Annotated in this window: 25 protein-coding genes; 21 read left to right on the top strand and 4 right to left on the bottom strand. The window is 70.6% G+C overall.

The features are described 5' to 3' along the window. Positions 1–117 precede the first annotated feature (117 nt). On the top strand, positions 118–918 hold the full coding sequence (locus AC4BEG_RS08190) for an inositol monophosphatase family protein (protein WP_490705235.1): 801 nt from the start codon (positions 118–120) through the stop codon (positions 916–918). 200 nt (positions 919–1,118) lie between these two features. Here the strand turns inward: AC4BEG_RS08190 and AC4BEG_RS08185 are convergent, their stop codons facing one another. Beyond that, positions 1,119–1,289 carry a hypothetical protein gene (locus tag AC4BEG_RS08185; protein WP_490705234.1) on the bottom strand — a complete coding sequence of 57 codons (171 nt, stop codon included), beginning with the start codon at positions 1,287–1,289 and terminating at the stop codon, positions 1,119–1,121. Positions 1,290–1,636: 347 nt separating this feature from the next. Here AC4BEG_RS08185 and AC4BEG_RS08180 point away from each other — a divergent pair, with 347 nt between their 5' ends. The 4 genes from AC4BEG_RS08180 to AC4BEG_RS08165 all read left to right on the top strand — a co-directional run bounded on the left by AC4BEG_RS08180 (position 1,637) and on the right by AC4BEG_RS08165 (position 4,973). Then, a complete protein-coding gene (locus tag AC4BEG_RS08180; protein WP_490705233.1) occupies positions 1,637–2,290 on the top strand; it encodes a response regulator transcription factor in 654 nt (217 codons plus the stop codon). A gap of 6 nt (positions 2,291–2,296) precedes the next feature. Continuing rightward, a complete protein-coding gene (locus AC4BEG_RS08175; RefSeq protein WP_490705232.1) occupies positions 2,297–3,532 on the top strand; it encodes a sensor histidine kinase in 1,236 nt (411 codons plus the stop codon). A gap of 416 nt (positions 3,533–3,948) precedes the next feature. Next, the gene (locus tag AC4BEG_RS08170) at positions 3,949–4,251 is read left to right on the top strand and encodes a DUF4193 domain-containing protein (protein WP_014175864.1); all 303 of its coding nucleotides are present in this window, start codon (positions 3,949–3,951) and stop codon (positions 4,249–4,251) included. A 14-nt stretch (positions 4,252–4,265) separates the two neighbouring features. Next, on the top strand, positions 4,266–4,973 hold the full coding sequence (locus AC4BEG_RS08165; protein ID WP_490705231.1) for a hypothetical protein: 708 nt from the start codon (positions 4,266–4,268) through the stop codon (positions 4,971–4,973). A gap of 68 nt (positions 4,974–5,041) precedes the next feature. Here the strand turns inward: AC4BEG_RS08165 and AC4BEG_RS08160 are convergent, their stop codons facing one another. Further along, positions 5,042–5,494, bottom strand: coding sequence for a DUF3093 domain-containing protein (locus tag AC4BEG_RS08160; protein WP_490705230.1), 453 nt, complete (start codon positions 5,492–5,494; stop codon positions 5,042–5,044). A gap of 59 nt (positions 5,495–5,553) precedes the next feature. On the opposite strand from AC4BEG_RS08160, the gene AC4BEG_RS08155 reads away from it, so the two are divergent. The 11 genes from AC4BEG_RS08155 to AC4BEG_RS08105 all read left to right on the top strand — a co-directional run bounded on the left by AC4BEG_RS08155 (position 5,554) and on the right by AC4BEG_RS08105 (position 17,525). After that, the gene (locus AC4BEG_RS08155) at positions 5,554–6,135 is read left to right on the top strand and encodes a PaaI family thioesterase (protein WP_490705229.1); all 582 of its coding nucleotides are present in this window, start codon (positions 5,554–5,556) and stop codon (positions 6,133–6,135) included. Then, positions 6,132–6,647 carry a dUTP diphosphatase gene (gene dut / locus AC4BEG_RS08150; protein ID WP_490705228.1) on the top strand — a complete coding sequence of 172 codons (516 nt, stop codon included), beginning with the start codon at positions 6,132–6,134 and terminating at the stop codon, positions 6,645–6,647. Before AC4BEG_RS08155 ends, dut begins: the two co-directional genes overlap by 4 nt. Before the next feature lies 1 nt (position 6,648). After that, entirely contained in the window at positions 6,649–7,422 is a 774-nt protein-coding gene (locus tag AC4BEG_RS08145; protein WP_490705227.1) for a DUF3710 domain-containing protein, read from the top strand. A gap of 744 nt (positions 7,423–8,166) precedes the next feature. Beyond that, positions 8,167–8,256: a K(+)-transporting ATPase subunit F gene (gene kdpF / locus AC4BEG_RS08140; protein WP_009326374.1), complete on the top strand. Its 90-nt coding sequence runs from the start codon at positions 8,167–8,169 to the stop codon at positions 8,254–8,256. A 10-nt stretch (positions 8,257–8,266) separates the two neighbouring features. Then, positions 8,267–9,952, top strand: coding sequence for a potassium-transporting ATPase subunit KdpA (gene kdpA, locus AC4BEG_RS08135; RefSeq protein WP_490705226.1), 1,686 nt, complete (start codon positions 8,267–8,269; stop codon positions 9,950–9,952). Further along, complete coding sequence (gene kdpB, locus AC4BEG_RS08130; RefSeq protein WP_490705225.1) at positions 9,949–12,069, top strand: potassium-transporting ATPase subunit KdpB; 2,121 nt, start codon at positions 9,949–9,951, stop codon at positions 12,067–12,069. Before kdpA ends, kdpB begins: the two co-directional genes overlap by 4 nt. 18 nt (positions 12,070–12,087) lie before the next feature. Next, positions 12,088–12,735: a potassium-transporting ATPase subunit KdpC gene (kdpC, locus tag AC4BEG_RS08125; protein ID WP_490705224.1), complete on the top strand. Its 648-nt coding sequence runs from the start codon at positions 12,088–12,090 to the stop codon at positions 12,733–12,735. Positions 12,736–12,764: 29 nt separating this feature from the next. Continuing rightward, positions 12,765–15,338, top strand: a complete 2,574-nt coding sequence (locus AC4BEG_RS08120) for a DUF4118 domain-containing protein (protein ID WP_490705223.1) — start codon at positions 12,765–12,767, stop codon at positions 15,336–15,338. Positions 15,339–15,411: 73 nt separating this feature from the next. Then, positions 15,412–16,095 carry a response regulator gene (locus AC4BEG_RS08115; protein ID WP_201878579.1) on the top strand — a complete coding sequence of 228 codons (684 nt, stop codon included), beginning with the start codon at positions 15,412–15,414 and terminating at the stop codon, positions 16,093–16,095. A gap of 191 nt (positions 16,096–16,286) precedes the next feature. Further along, positions 16,287–16,697, top strand: coding sequence for an OB-fold nucleic acid binding domain-containing protein (locus AC4BEG_RS08110; RefSeq protein WP_201878581.1), 411 nt, complete (start codon positions 16,287–16,289; stop codon positions 16,695–16,697). A 3-nt stretch (positions 16,698–16,700) separates the two neighbouring features. Then, positions 16,701–17,525, top strand: coding sequence for a DUF3159 domain-containing protein (locus tag AC4BEG_RS08105; RefSeq protein ID WP_490705222.1), 825 nt, complete (start codon positions 16,701–16,703; stop codon positions 17,523–17,525). A gap of 90 nt (positions 17,526–17,615) precedes the next feature. Here the strand turns inward: AC4BEG_RS08105 and AC4BEG_RS08100 are convergent, their stop codons facing one another. Together AC4BEG_RS08100 and AC4BEG_RS08095 are read right to left on the bottom strand one after the other, a co-directional pair. Further along, complete coding sequence (locus AC4BEG_RS08100; RefSeq protein WP_362446970.1) at positions 17,616–18,296, bottom strand: potassium channel family protein; 681 nt, start codon at positions 18,294–18,296, stop codon at positions 17,616–17,618. Then, on the bottom strand, positions 18,293–18,964 hold the full coding sequence (locus AC4BEG_RS08095; RefSeq protein WP_201878585.1) for a potassium channel family protein: 672 nt from the start codon (positions 18,962–18,964) through the stop codon (positions 18,293–18,295). Before AC4BEG_RS08095 ends, AC4BEG_RS08100 begins: the two co-directional genes overlap by 4 nt. A gap of 531 nt (positions 18,965–19,495) precedes the next feature. On the opposite strand from AC4BEG_RS08095, the gene AC4BEG_RS08090 reads away from it, so the two are divergent. From AC4BEG_RS08090 to AC4BEG_RS08070, 5 genes are all read left to right on the top strand, one after another. Further along, positions 19,496–20,974: an ATP-binding protein gene (locus AC4BEG_RS08090; protein WP_490705221.1), complete on the top strand. Its 1,479-nt coding sequence runs from the start codon at positions 19,496–19,498 to the stop codon at positions 20,972–20,974. After that, complete coding sequence (locus AC4BEG_RS08085) at positions 20,971–21,399, top strand: roadblock/LC7 domain-containing protein (protein WP_201878595.1); 429 nt, start codon at positions 20,971–20,973, stop codon at positions 21,397–21,399. Before AC4BEG_RS08090 ends, AC4BEG_RS08085 begins: the two co-directional genes overlap by 4 nt. Further along, complete coding sequence (locus tag AC4BEG_RS08080; RefSeq protein WP_201878597.1) at positions 21,396–21,752, top strand: DUF742 domain-containing protein; 357 nt, start codon at positions 21,396–21,398, stop codon at positions 21,750–21,752. Before AC4BEG_RS08085 ends, AC4BEG_RS08080 begins: the two co-directional genes overlap by 4 nt. Beyond that, positions 21,730–22,341, top strand: a complete 612-nt coding sequence (locus tag AC4BEG_RS08075) for a GTP-binding protein (protein ID WP_490705220.1) — start codon at positions 21,730–21,732, stop codon at positions 22,339–22,341. Before AC4BEG_RS08080 ends, AC4BEG_RS08075 begins: the two co-directional genes overlap by 23 nt. A 161-nt stretch (positions 22,342–22,502) precedes the next feature. Continuing rightward, the gene (locus AC4BEG_RS08070; RefSeq protein ID WP_490707023.1) at positions 22,503–23,807 is read left to right on the top strand and encodes a cytochrome P450; all 1,305 of its coding nucleotides are present in this window, start codon (positions 22,503–22,505) and stop codon (positions 23,805–23,807) included. Positions 23,808–24,084: the final 277 nt, after the last annotated feature.

Raw genomic sequence — 24,084 nt, 5'->3', positions numbered from 1 at the left:
TCCTGTCGCTGTGGATCCGGGCTGATCCACAACCGGGGCCCGGCCCACGGAAGTCCATGGCCCGTCACCGCCGCCGGCGCCGCTCGCACCCCACGGGTACATCCGCGAAGGAGCACGATGACCGACCCACTCACCACCGAACTGCTCGACCTGGCGCTGGAGGTCGCCCGCCGGGCCGGGGACCTGCTGCGGGACGGCCGCCCGGCCGACCTCGGCGTGGCCGCCACCAAGTCCAGCCCGATCGACGTCGTCACCGAGATGGACATCGCCTCCGAGAAGCTGATCACCGACTTCCTGGCGCGTCACCGCCCGGCCGACGGTGTGCTGGGGGAGGAGGGCGCGAGCCATGAGGGCAGCAGCGGTGTCCGCTGGGTGATCGACCCGATCGACGGCACGGTGAACTACCTCTACGGCCTGCCCGCGTGGGCGGTCAGCATCGCCGCCCAGAAGGACGGCGAGACGGTCGTCGGGGTGGTGGCGGCCCCGGTGCGCGGTGAGACGTACCACGCGGTGCTCGGCCAGGGTGCGTACGCGGACGGCGAGCCGGTGCGCTGCCGCCCCGCGCCGGAGCTGGAGCGGGCGCTGATCGGCACCGGTTTCGGCTATGTGCGGGAGCGGCGCATCGGGCAGGCAAGGGTGCTGCACGAGCTGCTGCCCACGGTGCGTGACATCCGTCGCGGCGGCTCGGCGGCCATCGATCTGTGCGATGTGGCCTGCGGGCGGCTCGACGCCTACTACGAGCGCGGGCTCAACCCCTGGGACTACGCGGCCGGGGAGCTGATAGCCCGCGAGGCGGGAGCGCTGACCGGCGGACGGCCGGGGGTCCCGGGTTCCGGGGAGCTGATGGTCGCCGCGGCCCCCGGGCTCTTCGAAACGCTCCAGGGGCGTCTTGACGAGCTGGGCGCCTGGCACGACTGATGCCGTGCCCCGCGGGCGGCTCCCCGCGGACGCCGAAGCGCCCCGGTGCCACTGGGACACCGGGGCGCTCGGGCGTGGGACCGGAAACAGCCGCTGGATCGTCGGCGCGTTTCCGTTCTTGAACCTGGATCTTTGAACCTGAACCTGAACCTGTATCTGTATCTGGATCGTGAAACAGCGGATCAGTATCCCCGGAGGGATCAAGCGACGGCGCTGACCTCCACGCCATGCTCGGCGGCCAGCCGACGAAGGTCGTCCAGCTCCGCCTGTTCCACATCGGCGAGGTACTCGTCGCCCGTCTCACGGGCGCGAGTGAGGTCGGACTGGGTGGTCTCTATACGCTGCAGAATGCCTGCGGTGAACGCGTCCATGGTGCGCCCCCTCGTCGTGGGTCGGTGGCACGGGGGTGTGCCGACGGCGGGGCGATCACGTACGTGGTCCCTGCGGATGACAGCAAGATCATGGGATGCCAAAAGACAGGGCGTGATCGCGGGTGTGCAGTCGTCCTCCCCACCCCGTTGTGAGCGGAAACCTCCGGCGCGAAAAGAATCTGAATTGCCTGTTCCGGTGGATCCGTCCCGCGCCGGTGGCGGTGCGGCGGGCCCCGCTCCCCCTTACCGCCGGTTTATGAGACTTCGAGGCAGGATGGAGGGCGCCGAACGCTCATCGAGTTTGGCGAGATCACGCCCGCTGTGGCCATGACGGAAGGACTAACGACGTGCGTGTACTCGTCGTCGAGGACGAGCAGCTGCTCGCGGACGCGGTGGCCACCGGTCTGCGCCGGGAGGCCATGGCCGTCGACGTCGTGTATGACGGAGCGGCCGCCCTGGAGCGCATCGCCGTCAACGACTACGACGTCGTCGTCCTCGATCGGGACCTGCCCCTCGTCCACGGTGACGACGTCTGCCGCAAGCTCGTCGAGCTCGGGATGCCCACCCGGGTCCTGATGCTCACCGCCTCCGGTGACGTCAGCGACCGGGTCGAGGGCCTGGAGATCGGCGCGGACGACTATCTGCCCAAGCCCTTCGCCTTCAGCGAGCTGATCGCGCGGGTGCGGGCACTGGGCCGCCGTACCACCGTCGCGCTGCCGCCCGTGCTGGAGCGCGCCGGGATCAAGCTGGACCCCAACCGCCGCGAGGTGTTCCGCGACGGCGAGGAGATCCAGCTGGCGCCGAAGGAGTTCGCGGTGCTGGAGGTGCTGATGCGCAGCGAGGGCGCCGTGGTCTCCGCGGAGCAGCTGCTGGAGAAGGCGTGGGACGAGAACACCGACCCGTTCACCAACGTGGTCCGGGTGACCGTGATGACGCTGCGCCGCAAGCTGGGTGAGCCCGCGGTGATCGTCACGGTTCCCGGCTCGGGTTACCGGATCTGACCGGGCATGGCGACGACCCCGCTTCCGCCGACCGCGCCACCCAAGCCCAGCTGGGATCCGCCGCACGGTTCGCCGCCCAACCCGTGGCTGCGCCCCACCATCCGGATACGGCTCACCCTGCTGTACGGCGGGATGTTCCTGATCGCCGGTGTGGTGCTGCTGACGATCATCTATCTGCTCGCGGCCGACGCCATCCGGCGCGGCAGTGAGTTCCCGCTGCAAATCGTGCGGATCGACTACAAGCCGACCGACACCTGCCATCTGCCCAGTCAGGGCAACAACGACGCGTTCAACCGCGCGGTGGCCCAGTGCATGAAGCAGCAGCGCGACTTCGCCCTGGACGGGCTGCTGCGCCGCTCGCTGATCGCCCTGCTGGGGCTGGCCGTGGTCGCCTTCGCGTTCGGCTATGCCATGGCCGGACGGGTGCTCTCGCCGCTGGGTCGGATCACCCGTACCGCGCGCCAGGTGGCCGGTTCGGACCTGTCCCGCCGGATCGAGCTGGACGGCCCGGACGACGAGCTGAAGGAGCTGGCCGACACCTTCGACGAGATGCTGGAACGGCTGGACCGGGCGTTCACCGCCCAGCAGCGGTTCGTCGCCAACGCCTCGCACGAGCTGCGCACCCCGCTGGCGATCAACCGCACCCTGCTGGAGGTCCATCTCTCCGATCCGCAGGCGTCCCCGGAGCTGGTGCAGCTGGGCAGAACGCTGCTGGCCACCAATGAGCGCAGCGAGCAGCTGGTGGAGGGCCTGCTGCTGCTCGCACGCAGCGACAACGAGATCGTCGACCGCAAACCGGTGGACCTCGCCGAGGTCGCCTCCCAGGCGCTGGACCAGGTCCGGGCCGAGGCGGAGGCCAAGGGCGTGGAGGTGCGCGGGGTGCGCGAGCCCGCGGTGGTCCAGGGCAACGGTGTGCTGCTGGAGCGGATCGCACTGAACCTGGTGCAGAACGCGGTGCGCTACAACGTGGCCGAGGGCGGCTGGGTGCAGGTCACCACCGGGATCGAGCAGGGCCAGGCGGTGCTGGTGGTGGCGAACACCGGACCGGTGGTCCCGGCCTACGAGCTGGACAACATCTTCGAGCCCTTCCGGCGGCTGCGTACCGAGCGCACCGGCAGCGACAAGGGCGTCGGCCTCGGACTGTCGATCGCGCGCTCGGTGGCGCGCGCCCACGGCGGCAGGATCGCGGCGGAGCCGCGCGAGGGAGGCGGCCTTGTCATGCGAGTGGCGCTCCCGCTCTGAGCGGGCAGACGGGCCGGGAAACGGAAGCTGGGGTACCGTCGGGAGGTGTTCGCTTTGGGCGGAATTTTCGTGATCCGACCCGCGCCTGTATGGTGTGTGATCGATCACATGGGCGATTTTCAGGCCATATACTCTGCGTGATCGCCATGGTTGACGGAAAGCCGGGAAAATCCGGGTTTTCGGTGACCTTGATCACGGGAAGTACACGTCATGGCGCATGCGAGTGCGACAGTCGGACCGTGTACGGTCCCGATGGCCATCCAACCCGATCACCTCTTCAGGGGTGCGGTTGGGTGTCGATTGAGTAACAGACCTTGATGTGAGGCAAAATCTCCGCCTCGGGTCGGGCACAAGTCCGGCCTCTCACGCGTTACGTGCGCTGGAGACACCGCAGACACCCAGAGGGGGAGAGCGACATGGCAACGGATTACGACACCCCACGCAAGACCGACGATGACGTCAACGAGGACAGCATCGAGGAGCTGAAGGCCAGGCGGAACGACAAGTCCGCCTCGACCGTCGACGTGGACGAGTTCGAGCAGGCCGAGGGCCTCGAGCTGCCCGGCGCGGACCTCTCGAATGAGGAGCTGTCCGTGCGGGTACTGCCCCGCCAGGCGGACGAGTTCACCTGCATGAGCTGCTTCCTCGTGCACCACCGCAGCCAGCTGGCCAACGAGACCAAGAACGGCCAGCCGATCTGCCGCGACTGCGCGGCCTGAGCCACGACGCAGGCGTGGACGCGGAGCACGGCAGCGTGACCGAGGCGCACCCCGAGCGAGGCCGGACGGCCTCGCTCGCGAGCGCCCTGGGCCGTGGTGTCCGCTCAGGCGGCGAGCGTGCGAGAGCGGGGGTTTACGCGGTCGCCGACCGAATCATCGCGAACGCTCCACGGATCCCGGTCCGCGACCTGGAGACACTGCGTCGGCAGTTCCCCGGGCTCGGTCCGGAGGAGATCGCGGACAAGCTGGTGGCGGGTGCCGTACACGGCACCTCCACCGTGGGCGCGGGCGTCGGGGCGGCGGCCATGCTTCCTACGCCGCCCGCCATGCCCACCGAACTGGCCGCCGAGATCATCGGGGTGGCCTCCGTAGAGATCAAGCTCATCGCCGAGCTGCACGAGGTCTACGGGCTGCGGCCGCCCGGCGGAGTGCGCCAGCGTGCCACCGCATGTCTCGGGGCGTGGGCCGCGGAGCGCGGGATCGACGTCACGGCCCCCGCCGCCGTCAACGCCGCCCTGGGCGTCCAGATGCGGCTCGAGATGCGTCAGCAGGTGATCAGGCGCAGCTTCCGCAATCTGCCGGTGCTGACCCCCTTCATGGTGGGCGCGGCCGTCGGGGCCGCCATGAACCGGCGCGACACCAAGAGGCTCGCGCGGAAAATCCGCAAGGATCTGCGCGCCAAGCAGATCCCCTGGAGCGAGCTGGTCCCGCTGGCTGAATGAAGCCGAATGAAGCCGAATGAAGCCGAATGAAGCCGAATGAGCCCCCGGGCCCTCGGCCCCGCGGGGAGCTACGAGGCGTCCGAGCGCACCGCCGCGAGGGCGGCGGCGAGGGCGTTGGGGTCCCGGGTCGACACATACACATAGGGCGTCGGGTCCTGCGGATCGGTGACCTCCACCCGCAGTGCGGTGGGGATGTAGCTGCGCAGCAGCATGAACGCCCGTGGATCGGCCTTGTAGGAGCGCCAGGCGGTCGCCTCGTCGGCGTCCAGCACCTCGGCGGTCCCCAGCGCCGACACCGGGATCTTCGCGTCTCCTGCCACCAGTGAGCCCGCCACCACCCGCACCCGCGCCGAGCCGTACGAACTCACCGCGACGGCGGCCAGTGCGCTGCCGCCGATCAGACCCCCGAGCATCGGCAGGGTGCCGAACGGCAGCATGATCAGCCCCATGGCGACCCCGACCATCAGGGCGATGAACCACCAGGAACGGGGCGCGGTGAGGCGTTCGTCGTAAGGCTGCATGCCTATCAGCTTGGCATGGCCGCCGATCCCGGCTGTCCGCGCGGGTAAGGTCAGCCGTTGTGAGTGGAACAACGACAGCGCTGAAGCCGCCGGAGGGCGCCAGGGCACCCGTGCGCCCCCCTGACGCGCCCGCGCCCGGGGAGCTTCTCGACGCCCACAACCACCAGTGCTTCGGCTGCGGTGACCAGGAGAGCGGTCTGCTTCTCCGGGCTCGCGCCGACGAGGGCGTCGCCGTCACCGCCGAGTTCGAGGTGCGCCCCGTCCATCAGGGCGCTCCGGGGCTGGCTCACGGCGGGCTGCTGAGCGCGGCGCTGGACGAGACACTGGGGGCGCTCAACTGGATGCAGCGGGTGATCGCGGTGACCGGGCGGCTGGAGACCGACTTCGCCCGTCCCGTCCCGGTCGGCACGGTGCTGCACCTTCAGGCGCGGGTGACCGCCGTGCACGGCCGGAAGATCTACTGCACCGCCACCGGCCGGATCGACGCCCCCGACGGCCCCATCGCCGTCCGCGCGGACGCCCTCTTCATAGAGGTGCAGGTGGATCACTTCATCAAGAACGGGCGGGCGGAAGAGATCAACGCGGCGATCGCCGACCCGGACCAGGCGAAGCTTGCGCGTGTGTGCGAGGTGAATCAGTGAGTCCGCAGCCGGTCGAGGTGCTGATCCGCAGGGTCGACCCCGAGGTGCCGCTCCCCGGGTACGCTCACCCCGGCGACGCGGGCGCCGATCTGGTCACCACCCAGGCCGCGGAGCTCGCCCCGGGGGAGCGCACGGTTCTGCCCACCGGGGTGTCTATCGCGCTGCCGGAGGGGTATGCCGCCTTTGTGCATCCGAGGTCCGGACTCGCCGCCCGCTGTGGCATCGCCATGGTGAATGCCCCGGGGACCATCGATGCCGGGTACCGTGGAGAGATCAAGGTGATCGTGGTCAATCTCGATCCGCGCGAGAGCGTGCGGTTCGAGCGCTTCGACCGGATCGCCCAATTGGTCGTCCAGCAGGTCGAGAAGGTGCGCTTCCACGAGGTGGCGGAGCTTCCCGGGTCGGCGCGGGCCGAAGGGGGCTTCGGGTCCACCGGCGGCCACGCCGCCGTGGACGGCACAAAGGGTGGGAATGGATACGCTTCGGTCGGTTCCGACCGGGAAGGACGATGACGTGTTCGGACGTCGCCGCAAGCGCAGCGAGGAGGACGTCGAGGCGCTCGACGTGGCCTCCGATGAGTTGACCGAGGATGCGGAGGACGCGGAGGACTCCGAGGCGGTGGAGGCCGCCCGGGTGAGCCTGCCGCCCGCGCCGCGCCCCGACGGCCCGTGGGACGTATCCGAGGTGCGTGAGCCCGGCGAGGGTCGGGTGGACCTGGGCGGCATGCTGGTCCCGGGTGTCGAGGGCATGGAGCTGCGGGTGGAGGTCGCGGGGGACGCGATCGTCGCCGCCACCGTGGTGCTGCGGGACAGCGCCGTGCAGCTCCAGGCGTTCGCCGCGCCCAAGAAGGAAGGCATCTGGACCGAGGTCCGGGACGAGATCGCCACCGGCATCACCCAGCAGGGTGGCGTGGTCGACGAGGTCGAGGGACCGCTCGGCTGGGAGCTGCGCGCTCAGGTGCCGGTGCAGCTGCCCGACGGGAAGAACGGCGTGCAGGTGGTCCGCTTCATCGGCGTCGACGGACCGCGCTGGTTCCTGCGTGGAGTGATCTCCGGGCAGGGGGCGGTGCAGCCCGAGACCGGCAGTCTGCTGGAGGCGATCTTCCAGGACACGGTCGTGGTGCGCGGTGAGGGCCCGATGGCCCCGCGCGATCCGATCGTGCTCAAGCTGCCGGAGGACGCCCAGATGGTGCCCGACGGGGTGCAGCAGGACGAGGCACAGGGCTCGCGGTTCGCGGGCGGCGCCGACCGCCTCCAGCGCGGTCCGGAGATCAGCGAGGTGCGCTGAGGCTCCTCCCGCGCACGCTTTCGCGCACAGGGAAGGCCAGGTCCGAAGGGGCCCGGGGCAGTGCCCCCGGGCCCCTTCGGCTTTTTTCCGGGCTCATTGAACGCGGTTGCCCCACGAGCCGTACTCCTGGGTGCGAGACCTCCCCGGCCCACCCCGGTTCGACCTCGACGAGGTGAGATCAGATGGCGCACCGCATTCCGTTACGGCTCCGTCGGCGCGTCGTCGCTGCTGCCATCGGCGGTGTCACCTGTGGGCCCGTCGTCGCCGGAGCCGCGTCGGCGGATCTGTCGGATCCGTCGGGTCGGCGTGATGCCACGGCGTCGGCCGCGGCCGACGCTCGGATCAGCCGTCCCCCGGTTTCCGGCTCGTTCTCCCGCCAGGGCGTGACCGCCCCCTCCGGTCTCGGCGCCTTGGCGGGCCGCTCGCTCGGATCAGGCTGAGCCCTTGGCGTAAGGCGTGGCCTGATGTGAGCGTTCACGGGTGGGCCGTACTCTTCTCTGCGGAGTACGGCCCACCGCTTTTCGCAGGTGGGAGCGGTCGGCGTCAGGGATGCGTCAAAAGGGCGCCAATGGCCGTAAGGGAGCCGTCAACGGGTGTCGTCGAGTGCTCTGGGCGGGGGTTTCCTCTAGGGGTCCGTTCGTATTCGAGCCTCTAGGAGCCCACGATGGCCGACCTGGCCTTCGTCGTCGCCACGATCGCGGTGTTCGCGGTGGTGGCCGTCGTCGCCAGAGGGGTGACGAAGCTGTGACCGCCGAGAACGTTGTCGGCCTGGTCGTGGCCGTCGCACTGCTGGGTTATCTGGTCCTCGCGCTGATCTTCCCGGAGAGGTTCTGAGGTCCCGCACATGAGCCCCGAACTCGCTGGGGTGCTCCAGCTGGCCGCGCTGATCGGCGCGCTCGCCCTGGTGTACCGACCGCTCGGCGACTACATGGCCGCCGTCTACAGCTCCGAAAAGCATCTGCGCCCCGAGAAGTGGATCTACCGCTGCATAGGCGCCAACCCGTCCACCCAGATGCGCTGGCCCGCCTATCTGCGCGGAGTCCTCGCGTTCTCCCTGGTGGGCGTCCTGTTCCTGTACCTGTTGCAGCGGGTTCAGGGCAGCCTGCCGCTCTCGCTCGGCTTCACCTCGATCAGCCCGGACCAGGCGTTCAACACCGCCGCGTCCTTCGTCGCCAACACCAACTGGCAGTCGTACGCGGGCGAGCAGTCCATGGGACACGTCGTCCAGACGGCCGGGCTCGCGGTGGCGAACTTCGTCTCCGCCGCCGTCGGCATGGCCGTGGCCATCGCGCTCGTCCGGGGCTTCGCCCGCTCGCGCACCGGTGAGCTCGGCAACTTCTGGGCCGACCTGGTGCGCGGCACGGTCCGCATCCTGCTCCCCCTCGCGGTGGTGGGCGCGCTGGTGCTGGTCGCCTGCGGCGCCATCCAGAACTTCGCGGGCATCCACGAGGTCGGGCAGCTCACCGGCGGCAGCCGGCAGATGAACGGCGGCGCCGTAGCCTCGCAGGAGGTCATCAAGGAGCTGGGCACCAACGGTGGCGGTTACTTCAACGCCAACTCCGCCCACCCGTTCGAGAATCCGAGCGGCTTCACCAACCTCTTCGAGATCTTCCTGATCCTGGTCATCCCCTTCGCGCTGACCCGCACCTTCGGGAAGCTGGTGGGCAACATCCGGCAGGGCTACGCGATCCTTGCCGCGATGGGCCTGATCTGGCTCGGCTTCACGGCGCTGATGATGTGGACCGAGTTCCACCACGGCGGTGCGGCGCTCCAGGAGGCGGGCGGCGCGATGGAGGGCAAGGAGCAGCGGTTCGGCGTCGGCGCCTCCGCGATCTTCGCCACCAGCACCACCCTGACCTCGACCGGCGCCGTGGACTCCTTCCACTCCTCCTTCACCGGCTTCGGCGGCGGGCTCACCATGCTGGGCATGATGCTCGGCGAGATCGCCCCCGGCGGTGTGGGCTCGGGCCTCTACGGCATGCTGATCATGGCGATCATCGCGGTGTTCATCGCCGGCCTCATGGTCGGCCGCACCCCCGAGTACCTCGGGAAGAAGATCGGCTCCCGCGAGATCAAGCTCGCGGCCTGCTACATCCTGATCACCCCGACCCTGGTGCTCTGCTTCACCGCGCTGTCGATGGCGCTGTCCACCCCGCCGGACTCGATCCTCAACACCGCCGGGAACTCGGTGCACCACAGCGGCGCCCACGGCTTCTCCGAGGTGCTCTACGCCTTCACCTCCGGCGCCAACAACAACGGCTCCGCCTTCGCCGGACTCAACGCGAACACCGAGTGGTACAACACCACGATCGGCCTGGCCATGCTGCTCGGCCGCTTCCTCCCCATGGTGTTCGTCCTGGCACTGGCCGGCTCGCTGGCCGAGCAGAAGCCCGTCCCCGAGACCGCGGGGACCCTGCGCACCGAGAAGCCGCTCTTCGCGGGGCTGCTGGTCGGCGCGATCCTCATCATCACCGGTCTGACCTACTTCCCGGCCCTGGCCCTTGGCCCGATGGCGGAGGGACTCTCATGAGCACAGCCACCACTCCCGTACGCACCGCACCCGAGGGCGGGCACCCCCACGGTCCCGAGGGCTCCGGCGGCCGGGTCTCGGGCGGCTTGTTCGACCCCCGGCAGCTGGTGAAGTCGCTGCCGGACGCCTTCCGCAAGCTGGACCCGCGGATCATGGCGAAGTCCCCGGTGATGTTCGTGGTCGAGATCGGCTCGGTGCTCACCACTGTGCTCGCCTTCCTCGACCCCGGCGACTGGTTCGGCTGGGCCATCACCGTCTGGCTGTGGCTGACCGTGGTCTTCGCCAACCTGGCCGAGGCCGTGGCCGAGGGCCGCGGCAAGGCGCAGGCCGACACCCTGCGCAAGGCCAAGACCGACACCGTGGCACGCCGGCTGACCGGCTCCACCGAGGAGCAGGTGCCCGGCACCGAACTGCGCATCGGCGATCTGGTGGTCTGCGAGGCGGGCGACATCATCCCGGGCGACGGCGATGTCGTCGAGGGCGTGGCCTCCGTGGACGAGTCCGCCATCACCGGTGAGTCGGCCCCGGTCATCCGGGAGTCCGGCGGCGACCGGTCCGCGGTCACCGGCGGCACCAAGGTGCTGTCCGACCGCATCGTCATCAAGATCACCACCAAACCGGGCGAGACCTTCATCGACCGGATGATCAACCTCGTCGAGGGCGCCGCACGGCAGAAGACCCCGAACGAGATCGCGCTGAACATCCTGCTCGCCTCGCTCACCATCGTCTTCCTGCTGGCGGTGGTGACCCTCCAGCCGTTCGCGATCTACGCGGGCGCCGAGCAGACCATGATCGTGCTCACCGCGCTGCTGGTCTGCCTCATCCCGACCACCATCGGCGCGCTGCTCTCGGCCATCGGCATCGCGGGCATGGACCGTCTGGTCCAGCGCAATGTGCTGGCCATGTCCGGCCGCGCGGTCGAGGCGGCGGGCGATGTGTCCACCCTGCTGCTCGACAAGACCGGCACCATCACCCTCGGCAACCGGCAGGCGGCGGAGTTCGTCCCGGTGTCCGGGGCGTCCGAGGCGGAGCTCGCCGACGCCGCCCAGCTGTCCTCGCTGGCCGACGAGACTCCCGAGGGCCGCTCGATCGTGGTCCTGGCCAAGGAGCGCTACGGACTGCGGGCGCGGGACGAGGGCGAGCTCGGCCACGCTGACTCTCTGACGTTTGTGCCCTTCACCGCCCAGACCCGGATGTCCGGCGTCGACGTGGACGGCGTCTCGGTGCGCAAGGGCGCCGCGGGCGCCATCGTCGCCTGGGTCGGCCGGCGCGGCGGGGAGGTCTCCTCCGACGCCCAGGAGACGGTCGACGCGATATCGGCGGCCGGTGGCACCCCGCTGCTGGTCGCCATCGAGGACGCCGACGGACCGCGGGTGCTCGGCGTGATCCACCTCAAGGACGTGGTCAAGGAGGGCATGCGGGAGCGGTTCGACGAACTGCGCCGGATGGGCATCAAGACCGTGATGATCACCGGGGACAACCCGCTGACCGCGAAGGCCATCGCCGACGAGGCGGGGGTGGACGACTTCCTGGCGGAGGCCACTCCCGAGGACAAGATGGCGCTCATCAAGCGGGAGCAGGCGGGCGGCAAGCTGGTCGCGATGACCGGCGACGGCACCAACGACGCCCCCGCGCTGGCCCAGGCCGACGTCGGCGTGGCCATGAACACCGGCACCTCGGCCGCCAAGGAGGCCGGGAACATGGTGGACCTGGACTCCAACCCGACCAAGCTGATCGAGATCGTGGAGATCGGCAAGCAGCTGCTCATCACCCGCGGCGCGCTGACCACCTTCTCGATCGCCAACGACGTCGCCAAGTACTTCGCGATCATCCCCGCGATGTTCGGCGCCGTGGCGGGCTACGAGGGCCTGGACACGCTCAACATCATGCGGCTGTCCTCGGCGCAGTCGGCCATCCTCTCGGCAGTGATCTTCAACGCGCTGATCATCGTGGCGCTGGTGCCGCTCGCCCTCAAGGGAGTGCGCTACCGCCCCATGAGCGCCGACCGGATGCTCCGCCGCAACCTGGGCCTGTACGGCCTCGGCGGCCTGATCGCCCCGTTCATCGGGATCAAACTCATCGACCTGCTCATCTCCCTCATCCCCGGGATCGGGTGACCCACCACCATGACCTCCATGAACAGCTCGGTCCGCGGCACGGCGCGGCTGATCGGCGCGGGGCTGCGCGCCCTGCTGGCGCTCACCGTCGTCTGCGGGGTGCTGTACCCCCTCGCCGTCACCGGGATCGCCCAGGCCGCCTTCCACAACAAGGCCAATGGCTCCGAGGTGACGTCCGGCGGCCGGGTCGTCGGCTCCGAAGTCATCGGCCAGCGCTTCGACCTCGACAAGAAGGGCAAGGACGGCAACCCGCTGCCGGACCCGCGCTACTTCCAGCCCCGGCCGTCCGCGGCGGGCACCAACGCCTACAACACCCAGTACTCGATCGTCGTCTCCGGCGCGTCCAACCTCGCCGCCGACAGCAAGGTGCTGAAGCAGACCGTCATCGACCGGCGGAAGCAGGTGGCCGAGTTCAACCACGTCTCCCCGTCCCGGGTGCCGGTGGACGCGCTCACCGCGTCCGGCTCCGGTCTGGACCCGGACATCTCCCCGGCCTATGCCAAGCTCCAGGCCAACCGGGTCGCCCGGGCCAACGGACTGGCGCGGGACACGGTGGCCCGGCTGGTGAAGGACCACACCGAGGGCCGTCAGCTCGGCTTCCTCGGTGAGCCGCGGGTCAATGTGCTCAAGCTGAACATCGCGCTCACCCGGCTCGCGCAGCGCTGAGTATTCGGAACAGCAGGGAAAATAGGGTCATGGGACGCGGCAAGCTACGGATCTACCTGGGCGCGGCCCCGGGAGTCGGCAAGACCTACGCCATGCTCTCGGAGGGCCACCGCCGGGTCGAGCGGGGCACCGACCTCGTGGTCGGCTTCGTCGAGCACCACGGCCGCCGCCGTACCGAGGTGATGATGCACGGGCTGGAGGCGGTGCCCCGCCGGGAGCTGGAGTACCGGGGCGCCGTCTTCACCGAGATGGACGTGGACGCGGTGCTCGCGCGCCGCCCCGCCGTGGCCCTCGTCGACGAGCTCGCCCACACCAACGTCCCCGGTTCCCGCAACACCAAGCGCTGGCAGGACATCGAGGAACTGCTGCGGGCGGGCATCGACGTCGTCTCCACCGTCAACATCCAGCACCTGGAGTCGCTGGGCGACGTGGTGGAGTCGATAACGGGCGTCCGGCAACGGGAGACCGTGCCCGACGAGGTGGTGCGCCGCGCCGACCAGATCGAGCTGGTCGACATGTCGCCCCAGGCCCTGCGCCGCCGGATGGCGCACGGCAACATCTACGCCCGCGACAAGGTCGACGCGGCGCTGTCCAACTACTTCCGGCCCGGAAACCTGACCGCGCTGCGCGAGTTGGCCCTGCTGTGGACCGCGGACCGGGTCGACGAATACCTCCAGCAGTACCGCTCCGAGCACAGCATCCGCTCCACCTGGCAGGCGCGCGAGCGCATCGTCGTCGGCCTCACCGGCGGCCCCGAGGGGCGGACGCTGATCCGCCGGGCCGCCCGGATGGCGGCCAAGGGCTCCGGCAGCGAGATCCTCGCCGTCTACATCGCCCGCAGCGACGGGCTCACCTCAGCCTCCCCCAAGGAGCTGGCGGTCCAGCGCACCCTGGTCGAGGATCTGGGCGGCACCTTCCACCACGTCATAGGGGAGGACATCCCCGGGGCGCTGCTGGAGTTCGCCCGCGGGGTCAACGCCACCCAGATCGTGCTCGGTTCCAGCCGCCGCAAGGCGTGGCAGTACATCTTCGGACCCGGGGTGGGCGCCACCGTCGCCCGCGACTCCGGACCCGACCTCGACGTCCACATCGTCACCCACGACGAGGTAGCCAAGGGCCGCGGGCTGCCCGTGGCGCGCGGTGCCCGGCTCGGCCGCTCCCGGCTGATCGCGGGCTGGGTGGTGGGCGTGGCCGGACCGGTGCTGCTCACGCTGCTGCTCACGGCCGGTGGAGCCACCCTCGCCTCCGAAGCCGGACCCGGCTTCGCCAACGAGGTGCTGCTCTTCCTGTTCCTCAATGTGCTGGCGGCGCTGCTGGGCGGGATGTTGCCCGCCCTCGCCTCGGCGGCCGTGGGCTCACTGCTGCTGAACTACTACTTCACCCCGCCCACCCACACCCTCACCATCGCCGACCCCGAGAACATCGTCGCCATAGCGATCTTCGTGGCGGTGGCGGTCAGCGTGGCCTCGGTCGTCGACCTCGCGGCGCGCCGCACCCACCAGGCCGCCCGGCTGCGCGCCGAGTCCGAGGTGCTGTCCTTCCTCGCGGGCAGTGTGCTGCGCGGCGAGACCAGCCTGGAGGCGCTGCTGGAGCGGGTCCGTGAGACCTTCGGCATGGACACCGTGGCGCTGCTGGAGCGGGAGAGCGATGTCGCCCCCTGGACCTGCGCGGGCAGTGTCGGCAGCGCCGGGGGAGCGGGGCCGCCGGAGCGGCCCGAGGACGCGGATGTGGACATGCCGGTCGGCGACCATATGGCGCTCGCGCTCTCCGGCCGGGTGCTGCCCGCCGAGGACCGCCGGGTGCTCGCCGCCTTCGCCGCCCAGGCCGCCGTCGTCCTCGACCGGCAGCGGCTGGCCGTCGAGGCCGAGCGGGCCACCGAGCTGGCCGAGGGCAACCGCATACGGACCGCTCTGCTGGCCGCCGTCAGCCACGATCTGCGCACCCCGCTCGCAGCCATCAAGGCGGCTGTGACCTCGCTGCGCTCGGACGACGTCGCCTGGTCCGAGGAGGACGAGGCCGAGCTGCTGGAGGGCATCGAGGACGGCGCCGACCGGCTCGACCACCTGGTGGGGAACCTGCTGGACATGTCCCGGCTCCAGACCGGCACCGTCACCCCGCTCATCCGCGAGATCGACCTCGACGAGGTAGTGCCGATGGCGCTCGGCGGCGTCCCGGAGGGCAGCGTCACCCTCGACATCCCCGAGGAGCTGCCGATGGTCGCCGTCGACCCCGGGCTGCTGGAGCGCAGCGTCGCCAACATCGTGGAGAACGCCGTGAAGTACAGCCCGCCGGACTCGCCCGTGCTGGTCTCGGCCAGCGCCCTCGGCGAGCGGGTCGAACTGCGCGTCGCCGACCGCGGCCCCGGAGTGCCCGACACCGCCAAGGACCGGATCTTCGAGCCCTTCCAGCGGTACGGTGACGCCCCGCGCAGCGCCGGGGTCGGCCTCGGGCTCGCCGTGGCCCGAGGCTTCGCCGAGGCGATGGGCGGCCGGCTGGCCGCCGAGGACACCCCGGGCGGCGGGATGACCATGGTGCTCACCCTGGCGGCCGCTCCCGGCCGGCTGCCGGTCCGGCCCGACCTCCCGGCACGGGCGGTTTCCTGACCGGCCCCCCGAGCCGCGAAGGGGGGCGGCCGGGCGGGCGGGACGACAACACACAGATGGGAAGGCAGACCAGATGAACCGGGTGCTCGTGGTGGACGACGAGCCGCAGATCGTACGCGCCCTCGTGATCAACCTGAAGGCCCGCAAGTACGAGGTGGACGCCGCGTCGGACGGCGCGACGGCCCTGAGGCTCGCCGCCACCCGCCACCCCGATGTGGTCGTGCTCGACCTCGGTCTGCCGGACATGGACGGGGTGGAAGTGATCAAAGGGCTGCGCGGCTGGACCCGGGTGCCGATCCTGGTGCTCTCCGCCCGCCAGACCTCCGACGAGAAGGTAGAGGCTCTGGACGCGGGAGCGGACGACTACGTCACCAAGCCCTTCGGCATGGACGAGTTGCTGGCCCGGCTGCGCGCCGCGGTCCGCCGTGCCGAGCCCACCGTGCAGTCGGAGGACCCGGTGACCGTCGAGACCGAGGCGTTCTCGGTCGACCTGGCGGCCAAGAAGGCCCACCGCGACGGCCGCGACGTGCGGTTGACACCCACCGAATGGCATCTGCTGGAGGTGCTGGTGCGCAACCCCGGCCGTTTGGTCAGTCAGAAGCAACTGCTCCAGGAGGTCTGGGGTCCCTCCTACGGAACCGAGACCAACTATCTGCGGGTCTACATGGCCCAGCTGCGCCGCAAGCTGGAGGTCGACCCTTCCCATCCGCGGCACTTCATCACGGAGCCGGGGATGGGCTATCGCTTCGAGCGGTGATCAGCGGGTCGGGGTGTGCGGCCGGGGGTCCGGGGGTTGTCCCCCGGGGGATGCGGTATCACGGAGCCGGGGATGGGCTATCGCTTCGAGCGGTGATCGGGGCGTGCGGTGTTCGGGGGCGCGCGGTGATCGGTGCGAGCGGTGCGGGACACAACGGGGTTACGGCAGGGGCTCACCGGTACGCTGGCCGTATGAGTTCCGTACGCCAGCCCTCCGAGAAGGGTGACAAGCCGGTCGGCCGCTTTCGGCGGATGCTCGACCGGCTGTCGAGTTCCCAGGAGGAGCTTCACTCCGCCGAGCTTCAGCAGGACGCGGAGGACGCGGGCTGTACCAAGATCGGTGACTGCGGCGACCGGCAGATCGTCAAGGTGACAGGTACGCTGCGCACCGTCACACTACGGCCGAGAGCCGGGGTGCCCGCACTGGAGGCGGAGCTCTTCGACGGCACCGCCGCGTTGGACGTGGTGTGGCTGGGCCGTCGCTCCATCATCGGCATAGAACCGGGCCGCAAGCTGATCGCCTCCGGCCGGATCTCCATGAGTCACGGGCGCCGGGTGTTGTTCAATCCGAAGTACGAACTCCGACCGCTCGGACAGGAGTAGCCGGTGACGTCAGACGACAAGCCGACCCCCACCGATGACCAGGACACCGCCGCCCAGAGCAGGGCGGCGGCCGACACAGCGCTCCTCGAGGCGTTCGGCGGCGTACGGGGCATGGTGGACACCACCGTCCCCGGCCTGGTCTTCGTCCTGCTCTACACCATCAAGCGCGATATCCACCTCGCCGCCATCGCCGCGCTCGGTCTGACGGTGCTGCTGGCGCTGGCCCGGCTGGCGCGCAAGGAGACCCTGAAGCACGCCTTCAGCGGGGTCTTCGGGGTCGCGTTCGGCGCGGTCTTCGCCATGATGTCCGGCGACGCCAAGAACTTCTATCTGCCGGGCATGCTCTACACCCTCGGCCTGGCGGTCGCCTACGTCGTGTCGGCGATCTTCCGCTATCCGCTGATCGGTGTGCTGCTCGGGCCGATGCTCAAGGAGAACCTCTCCTGGCGCACCCGCAATCCGGGCCGCTTCCGCGCCTACACCAAGGCCACCTGGGCGTGGGGGCTGATCCTGCTGGCCAAGTCGGCGATCCTCTTCCCGCTCTACTGGTGGGGGGACGTCACCCAGCTCGGCTGGGTCAAGGTGGCGCTGGGCATTCCGCCGTTCCTGCTCTGTGTCTATCTGACCTGGATCTTCCTCGCGAAGGCCCCGCCGCCGATCGATGTCATCGCGGAGATGGAGGCCGAGGAGAAGGCCGAACGGGAGCGTGAGCGCGCCAGGGCCGCGGCCGAGCGGGCCGCCGACCCGCTGCTCTCGGAGTGGACCGACCAGATCGTGAGCGAGGCCCGTGGCGAGTCGGCCGACCGGCGGCCGCCCCGCTTCCCCTGACACGGCCGCCGGCCGACGCGTACGACGCATACGAGGGCCCCGGGAACCGAAGAGGTTCCCGGGGCCCTCGTCCGTGTCACGGCCCGGGGCTCAGCTCCCGGCGGACGGCTCCCGGCGGACCGACAGCAGGTCCTCCAGCTGCTCCTCACGCGCCTGCGCCGCCACGAACAGCAGCTCGTCGCCCGCCTCCAGGACATCGTCCTTGTTCGGGGTCAGCACCCGGGTGCCGCGGATGATGGTGACCAGGGTGGTGTCCTCCGGCCACTCCACATCCCCGACCCGGGTCCCGGCCAGCGCCGCCTCCGGCGGCAGCGTCAGCTCGACCAGGTTGGCGTCGCCGTGGCTGAAGCGCAGCAGCCGCACCAGGTCGCCGACGCTCACCGCCTCCTCCACCAGCGCCGACATCAGCCGCGGGGTGGAGACGGCGACATCGACGCCCCACGCCTCGTTGAACAGCCACTCGTTCTTGGGGTTGTTGACCCGGGCGACCACCCGGGGCACCCCGTACTCGGTCTTGGCGAGCAGTGAGACGACCAGGTTCACCTTGTCGTCCCCGGTCGCCGCGATGACCACGTTGCAGCGCTGGAGCGCGGCCTCGTCCAGCGAGGTGATCTCACAGGCGTCGGCGAGCAGCCACTCGGCCTGCGGCACCCGCTCCACCGAGATGGCGGTGGGCGCCTTGTCGATGAGGAGCACCTCGTGGCCGTTCTCCAGCAGCTCGCCCGCGATGGAGCGCCCCACGGCGCCCGCTCCGGCAATGGCGACCCTCATCGGTTGTTCCCCTCCTCGGGCCCCTCGTCGAAGGCCGCCTCGACCTTCTCGACCTCGTCGGTGCGCATCATCACATGGACGAGGTCGCCCTCCTGCAACACGGTCTGGGAGGTCGGCAGGATGGCCTCGCCGAGCCGGGTCAGGAACGCGACCCGCACCCCGGTCTCCTCCTGGAGCTTGCTGACCTTGTGCCCGACCCACGAGGGGGAGGTGTGCACCTCGGCCAGCTGCACGCCACCGCTGGGGTCGCGCCACAGCGGCTCCGCGCCGGACGGCAGCAGCCGCCGCAGCATCTGGTCGGCGGTCCACCGGACGGTGGCCACGGTGGGGATGCCCAGACGCTGGTAGACCTCGGCGCGGCGGGGGTCGTAGATCCGGGCCGCCACGTTCTCCACACCGAACATCTCACGGGCCACCCGGGCCGCGATGATGTTGGAGTTGTCACCGCTGCTGACGGCGGCGAAGGCCCCGGCCTCCTCGATGCCCGCCTCGCGCAGGGTGTCCTGGTCGAAGCCGACACCGGTCACCCGGCGCCCGCCGAACCCCGCGCCGAGGCGGCGGAAGGCGGTGGGGTCCTGGTCCACGACCGCGACGGTGTGCCCCTGCTGCTCCAGGGTCTGGGCGAGCGCGGAGCCCACCCGGCCGCAGCCCATGATCACGATATGCATGCGTCCTACCCCGCACTCCTGATGACCGTGCTGACCTGCACAAACACCCTGCTCACATCTTCCTTCCAGGACCTACGGGGCAACAGTGGGGACACCCGGTCCCCGCCGCTGGTGCGTCAGCGGGGACGGACTGTCGTCACCGCGGCGCTAGTCCCCACCGTATCCGTACCGATGGGAAAGTTCCCCGGGGCGGTGGAGAGGGCGTCGGGACCGGGTGGAATACTGATCATTTCCGATAGGGGCGAACTCGTGGAAATGCGGTGGACGATCACATCGGTCCGTGCCGGAGAAGTGGTCCCGGGTTTTTCCCGCGTCGCATTCGCGTCATCTTCGCCCCGCGTCCAGGACCTTCACCGAACCGTCACGGCAAATAACAATAGAGTCCGCCGTGTTCGAACTGTGTTCCTGGCGTCGGACACTCGGCCATGGCGTGGCTAAGATGATCGCCGTATTCCGTTTCCGGACGGGACATCAGGGCTCTGAATCGTTCCTTCCGCGCCCGGCGCCCGCGTTCTCTGCACGAGGTTCCTGATGACTGATCACATATCGGAGGCGGTGAGCTGGTGTCTGGCCGTCGTCGCCCTGGTCGTGTTGGTGCTGTTGACGCGTCAGCGGCGGATCACCGCGGGCGTGCGCAGGCGCAACGCCACACTCGAGGAAAGCCTGCGGGCCCGGGACGAGGAGGTGCGCCATCTCGTCGACGTCCGGCTTCCCACCGTCGCGGACGGGGTGAACCTGCCCACTCCGCTGCCGGGGCTGAAGGACGAGAAGCTGGCCGGCACCACCTTCGCGCAGGGCCTGCACGCCGTCGTGGAGCAGTTCACACGGGCGGTGGACAAGGCGCAGGCACGGGCCGACGCCTCCGCCAAGTCCGCGCTCAAGGCGTCGATGCGCGCCCTCCAGGGGCTCGCCCATGAGCAGCAGGTGTCCATCTCGCAGATGCAGGACCGGCACGACAACCCCGATGTGCTGCGTGACCTGCTGGAGATCGACCACGCCAACTCCCAGTTCGGCCGGCGGGCCCAGGCCATCGCCGTGCTCTGCGGCTCCTGGCCGGGACGCCAGCGGCTGGCCTCCTCGCTGACCGATGTCGTCCGCGGTTCGAAGTCGCGCATCCGCGACTACCAGCGGGTGCAGGTGCACAGCCTGATCGATGTCGCCGTGGTGAGCCGGTCGGTGGAGCCGGTGGTGCTCGCGGTCGCCGAGCTGCTGGACAACGCCGCCCGGCACTCCCAGCCCAACACCAGCGTCGAGGTCAGCCTGCAACCGGTGCACAACGGCGCCTGCATCGTGATCGACGACGCCGGTGTCGGCATGGACGGCCTGGAGGTGCAGCGGGCCGCCACCCTGCTGTCCGGACAGCGCGCCGTGGACGTCTCCCGGCTCGGCGACCCGCCGCAGTTCGGCTTCGCCGTCGTCGGACTGCTCGCGGCCCGGTACGGCTTCAGCGTCTCGGTGGACACCCGGTCGCCGTACGGCGGGGTGCGCGCCGTGCTGTTCCTCCCCTCCGCGCTGCTCACCCACATCGACGCCGGTACCCGTGGCGCCGCCGGGGCCCCGGAGGCGCAAGCGGCCGCCCCGGCGCAGACCCTTCCCTCCCGTCCGACCCGCCGTCGCGCCGCGCCCCAGAGCCCGGCGCCCGGATCCGCACCCGCCGCCGCGGGGATACCGGCCCAGGCCGGGCCCCCCGCCGTCACCTACACCCCCGATCCCGCGCCCGCGGCGGCCCCACCCGCCGCGGACGACGAGGCCGCACACAACCTCGGTGTGACGGCCGGCGGACTCCCCAAGCGCCGCCGCCGTCAGGCCACCGACGCGCCGGGACCGCCGCCGGTCGGCCAGACCGAGCCGGACACCGGCTCGCACCGGGTCCGCTCCGCAGAGGAGACCGCCCAGCGGATGGGCGCCTTCGCCCGGGGCACCCGCTCCGGCCGAGCGGCCCACCGGGAAACCGCCCCCCACCCCGAGGACGCCGCCCCCCACCGTGAAGAAGGGAATCGCCAGGCATGAACGACCACATGAACAACGAGCTGGGCTGGATGCTCGACGAGGTCGTCAAGATGCCGGAGGCGCGGCACGCGATCCTGCTGTCCGCGGACGGGATGCTGCGGGCGCACTCCGCGGGCATCCCCCGCGACGAGGCGGAGCGTCAGGCAGCCGCGCTGTCCGGACTCCAGTCCATCAGCCGCAGCACCTCCGAGTTCTGCGATCCGCACGAGACCCCCTGGCAGCAGACCCTGGTGGAGTTCGTCGGGGGCTATGTCTTCCTGATCGCCGCCGGACCCGGCGCCTATCTCGCGGTCTCCGCCACCGAGACGGTGGACATGGAGGCGGTCAGCTACCGGATGCAGAAACTGGTCGACCGGCTCGGCAAGGAACTCACCAGTCCGCCGCGGCAGGACATCGGGCGGCAGGGCTTCGGCAGCTCCGCATGAGCCCCGGCCGGCGCGAACGAGGACTGGTACGCCCGTATGTCGTGACCGACGGCCGTGCCTACCCGACCCGCAACACCTTCGACCTGGTGACCCTGGTCCTGGCCCACACCGACCGTCCGCTCTCCGGGCTCAGCCCGGAGAAGCGGCGGGTGATGGAACTCTGCCTCGGCGGCGCGCTCTCCGTCGCCGAGGTCGCCGGCTATCTGGAGCTGCCGGTGAGCGTCACCAAGGTCCTGCTGGGCGATCTCGTGGACAGCGGCCACATCACCACCCGGTCCCCGATTCCCCCCGCCGAACTCCCCGAGACGCAGCTGTTGCAGGAGGTGCTCGATGGACTCCGCGCTCGCCTCTGAACAGGCGGTCTATCTGCCCGGAAGTGTGCGGACGGCCGTCAAGCTCCTGGTGGTCGGTCACTTCGCGGTCGGCAAGACGACCTTCGTGGGCTCGCTCTCCGAAATCCGCCCGCTGCGCACCGAGGAGACGATGACGCAGGCCGGGGCGCTGGTCGACGATCTCGCCGGTACCGAGCAGAAGACCACCACCACGGTCGCCATGGACTTCGGCCGGCTCACCCTCAGCGACTCGCTGGTGCTGTATCTGTTCGGCGCCCCCGGCCAGCACCGGTTCACCCGGCTGTGGAAGGACATGACCCAGGGCGCGCTGGGCGCGCTCGTCCTCGCCGACACCCGCCGGCTGGAGCAGTCCTTCCCGGTGATGTCCGTCCTGGAGGAGCAGGGCCTGCCGTACGCGGTGGCCGTCAACCGCTTCGAGGGGTCGCCGGTCTTCGCCGAAGAGGAGATCAGGGAGGCGCTCGATCTGCTCCCCGAAACCCCCCTGGTGGTCTGCGACGCCCGCAACCGGATCTCCTCCACCCGCGCCCTGATCGCCCTCGTCCAGCACCTCCAGTCCCTCCACACCCGCACCCCGCAGGAGAAAGCGTGACCTACAGCTCAGACGTCGGGGCCGGCCCGGTACCGCCACCGGGGTGCCCCGCGCACACCGGCGGCCCGGCCCAGGGGAGTCCCGTCGGTGGCCACGGCGTGCCGCTGTACGGGGCCGACTTCGCCGCCGATCCGCACGCCTTCTACGCGCGGCTGCGGGCCATGGGACCGATCGCGCCGGTCGAGCTCTCCCCGGGGCTCGGGGCGTATCTGATCACCAGCTACTCCCTGGCGCTGGAGGTCCAGCGCGACACCGAGCGGTTCGCCAAGGATCCGCGCAACTGGCGGGCGCTGGCCGAGGGCGAGGTGCCCCAGGACTGCCCGGTGCTCCCGATGCTGATGTACCGGCCCAACGCCCTGTTCACCGACGGCGAGGAGCACGCCCGCTTCCGCGGGGCGATCAACGACAGCCTCGGCCGGGTGGATGTGCACGCGCTCAGCGAGTTCGTGGAGCGCAGCGCGGATGTGCTCATCGACGCCTTCGCCGGGAGGGGCGAGGCCGATCTGCTGAGCGAGTACGCCGCGATCATCCCCCTGCTGGTGTTCAACCAGCTCTTCGGCTCCCCGCCGGAGAAGGGGCGGGAGCTGGTCCGCGCGGTGACGGCGCTGTTCGACGTCGACCACAAGTCAGCGCGGGCCAACGAGGAGATGCTGGGCTACATGGCCGAGCTTGTGGCCGTCAAACGCCGGGAGCCGGGCCCCGATGTCACCTCCTGGATGATCGCCCATCCGTCCCGGCTGACCGACGAGGAACTCATCGAGCAGATGGGGCTGCTGCTGGCGGCCGGTACCGAACCCCAGCTGAACCTGATCGCCAACGCGCTGCGGCTGCTGCTCTCCGACGACCGGTTCGCCGGGGAGCTGTCCGGCGGCAGCCTCCCGGTGCAGGACGCGCTGGACGAGGTGCTGTGGTCCGACCCGCCGATGGCGAACTTCGGCACCCGGTTCGTCCGGTACGACGTCGAGGTGGGCGGGGTGCGGCTGCGCAAGGGCGATGCCGTCCTCACCAGTTTCGCCGCGGCCAACAACGACCCTCAGCTGACCTCCGTCGGCCGGCTGGGCAACCGCGCCCATCTGGCCTGGAGCGTGGGCCCCCACCGGTGCCCCGCCGAGAGCCCGGCGCGGGTGATCGCGTCGGTGGCGATCGAGAAGCTCCTCGACCGGCTGCCGGACCTGGAACTGGCCGTTCCGGCCGAGCGGCTGGCCTGGCGCACCGGCCCCTTCGCCCGCGCTCTGGTGGCGCTGCCCGTGCGCTTCCCCGTGGTGGCCCCTCCGCAGCCGGTGCCCGCCGCGATGCCGACCGTGGCCTCCGCGCAGCCACCCGCCCCCGCGCCCGCTGCGCAGCCGTCCGCCCCTGCTCCGTCGGCCCCGGCAGCCGAGCCCTCTGGGCCGGAGCAGCCCGCGCCCGGCACCGCGGGCTCGCGCCGTCTGTGGGGCGTCCTGGGGGCGTGGTGGCGCGGGCAGTAGACCGCCCTCGTACCACCGGTGAAGCGGGCGGTGGCGCCGCCGCCGGGCGGACGTGAGCTGTACGACATCCCGGGCCGTCACCGCGCTTGCGAGCGCGCCCTCCCGCACGATGTGCGGGATATGCCCCGGAGCGCCGTCCCGCGCGCCCGGAAGCGGTGGAATAGGGTTCTTTCCGGCGGTAACCGCGGGCTTCCTGTGCCGTTGCCCCGGCCGGGCACCTCCCACCGCGCGCCCCCGCCGAAGGAGCGGGGGTGGGCGGGTGGGCGGCCGAAGTAGC

This window comes from Streptomyces sp. JLBJ103, from assembly GCF_058215575.1.
The sequence above is the reverse complement of the archived record's forward strand: the minus strand, read 5'-3'. Positions and strand labels throughout refer to the sequence as shown.

Excerpts from the sequence above, each read along its gene's own strand:
- AC4BEG_RS08190 (WP_490705235.1), top strand. The coding sequence starts at position 118 with ATGACCGACCCACTCACCACCGAACTGCTCGACCTGGCGCTGGAGGTC.
- AC4BEG_RS08185 (WP_490705234.1), bottom strand. The coding sequence starts at position 1,289 with ATGGACGCGTTCACCGCAGGCATTCTGCAGCGTATAGAGACCACCCAG.
- AC4BEG_RS08175 (WP_490705232.1), top strand. The coding sequence starts at position 2,297 with ATGGCGACGACCCCGCTTCCGCCGACCGCGCCACCCAAGCCCAGCTGG.
- AC4BEG_RS08170 (WP_014175864.1), top strand. The coding sequence starts at position 3,949 with ATGGCAACGGATTACGACACCCCACGCAAGACCGACGATGACGTCAAC.
- AC4BEG_RS08160 (WP_490705230.1), bottom strand. The coding sequence starts at position 5,494 with ATGCAGCCTTACGACGAACGCCTCACCGCGCCCCGTTCCTGGTGGTTC.
- kdpA (WP_490705226.1), top strand. The coding sequence starts at position 8,267 with ATGAGCCCCGAACTCGCTGGGGTGCTCCAGCTGGCCGCGCTGATCGGC.
- kdpB (WP_490705225.1), top strand. The coding sequence starts at position 9,949 with ATGAGCACAGCCACCACTCCCGTACGCACCGCACCCGAGGGCGGGCAC.
- kdpC (WP_490705224.1), top strand. The coding sequence starts at position 12,088 with ATGAACAGCTCGGTCCGCGGCACGGCGCGGCTGATCGGCGCGGGGCTG.
- AC4BEG_RS08120 (WP_490705223.1), top strand. The coding sequence starts at position 12,765 with ATGGGACGCGGCAAGCTACGGATCTACCTGGGCGCGGCCCCGGGAGTC.
- AC4BEG_RS08115 (WP_201878579.1), top strand. The coding sequence starts at position 15,412 with ATGAACCGGGTGCTCGTGGTGGACGACGAGCCGCAGATCGTACGCGCC.
- AC4BEG_RS08110 (WP_201878581.1), top strand. The coding sequence starts at position 16,287 with ATGAGTTCCGTACGCCAGCCCTCCGAGAAGGGTGACAAGCCGGTCGGC.
- AC4BEG_RS08100 (WP_362446970.1), bottom strand. The coding sequence starts at position 18,296 with ATGAGGGTCGCCATTGCCGGAGCGGGCGCCGTGGGGCGCTCCATCGCG.
- AC4BEG_RS08095 (WP_201878585.1), bottom strand. The coding sequence starts at position 18,964 with ATGCATATCGTGATCATGGGCTGCGGCCGGGTGGGCTCCGCGCTCGCC.
- AC4BEG_RS08090 (WP_490705221.1), top strand. The coding sequence starts at position 19,496 with ATGACTGATCACATATCGGAGGCGGTGAGCTGGTGTCTGGCCGTCGTC.
- AC4BEG_RS08085 (WP_201878595.1), top strand. The coding sequence starts at position 20,971 with ATGAACGACCACATGAACAACGAGCTGGGCTGGATGCTCGACGAGGTC.
- AC4BEG_RS08080 (WP_201878597.1), top strand. The coding sequence starts at position 21,396 with ATGAGCCCCGGCCGGCGCGAACGAGGACTGGTACGCCCGTATGTCGTG.
- AC4BEG_RS08075 (WP_490705220.1), top strand. The coding sequence starts at position 21,730 with ATGGACTCCGCGCTCGCCTCTGAACAGGCGGTCTATCTGCCCGGAAGT.
- AC4BEG_RS08070 (WP_490707023.1), top strand. The coding sequence starts at position 22,503 with ATGGGACCGATCGCGCCGGTCGAGCTCTCCCCGGGGCTCGGGGCGTAT.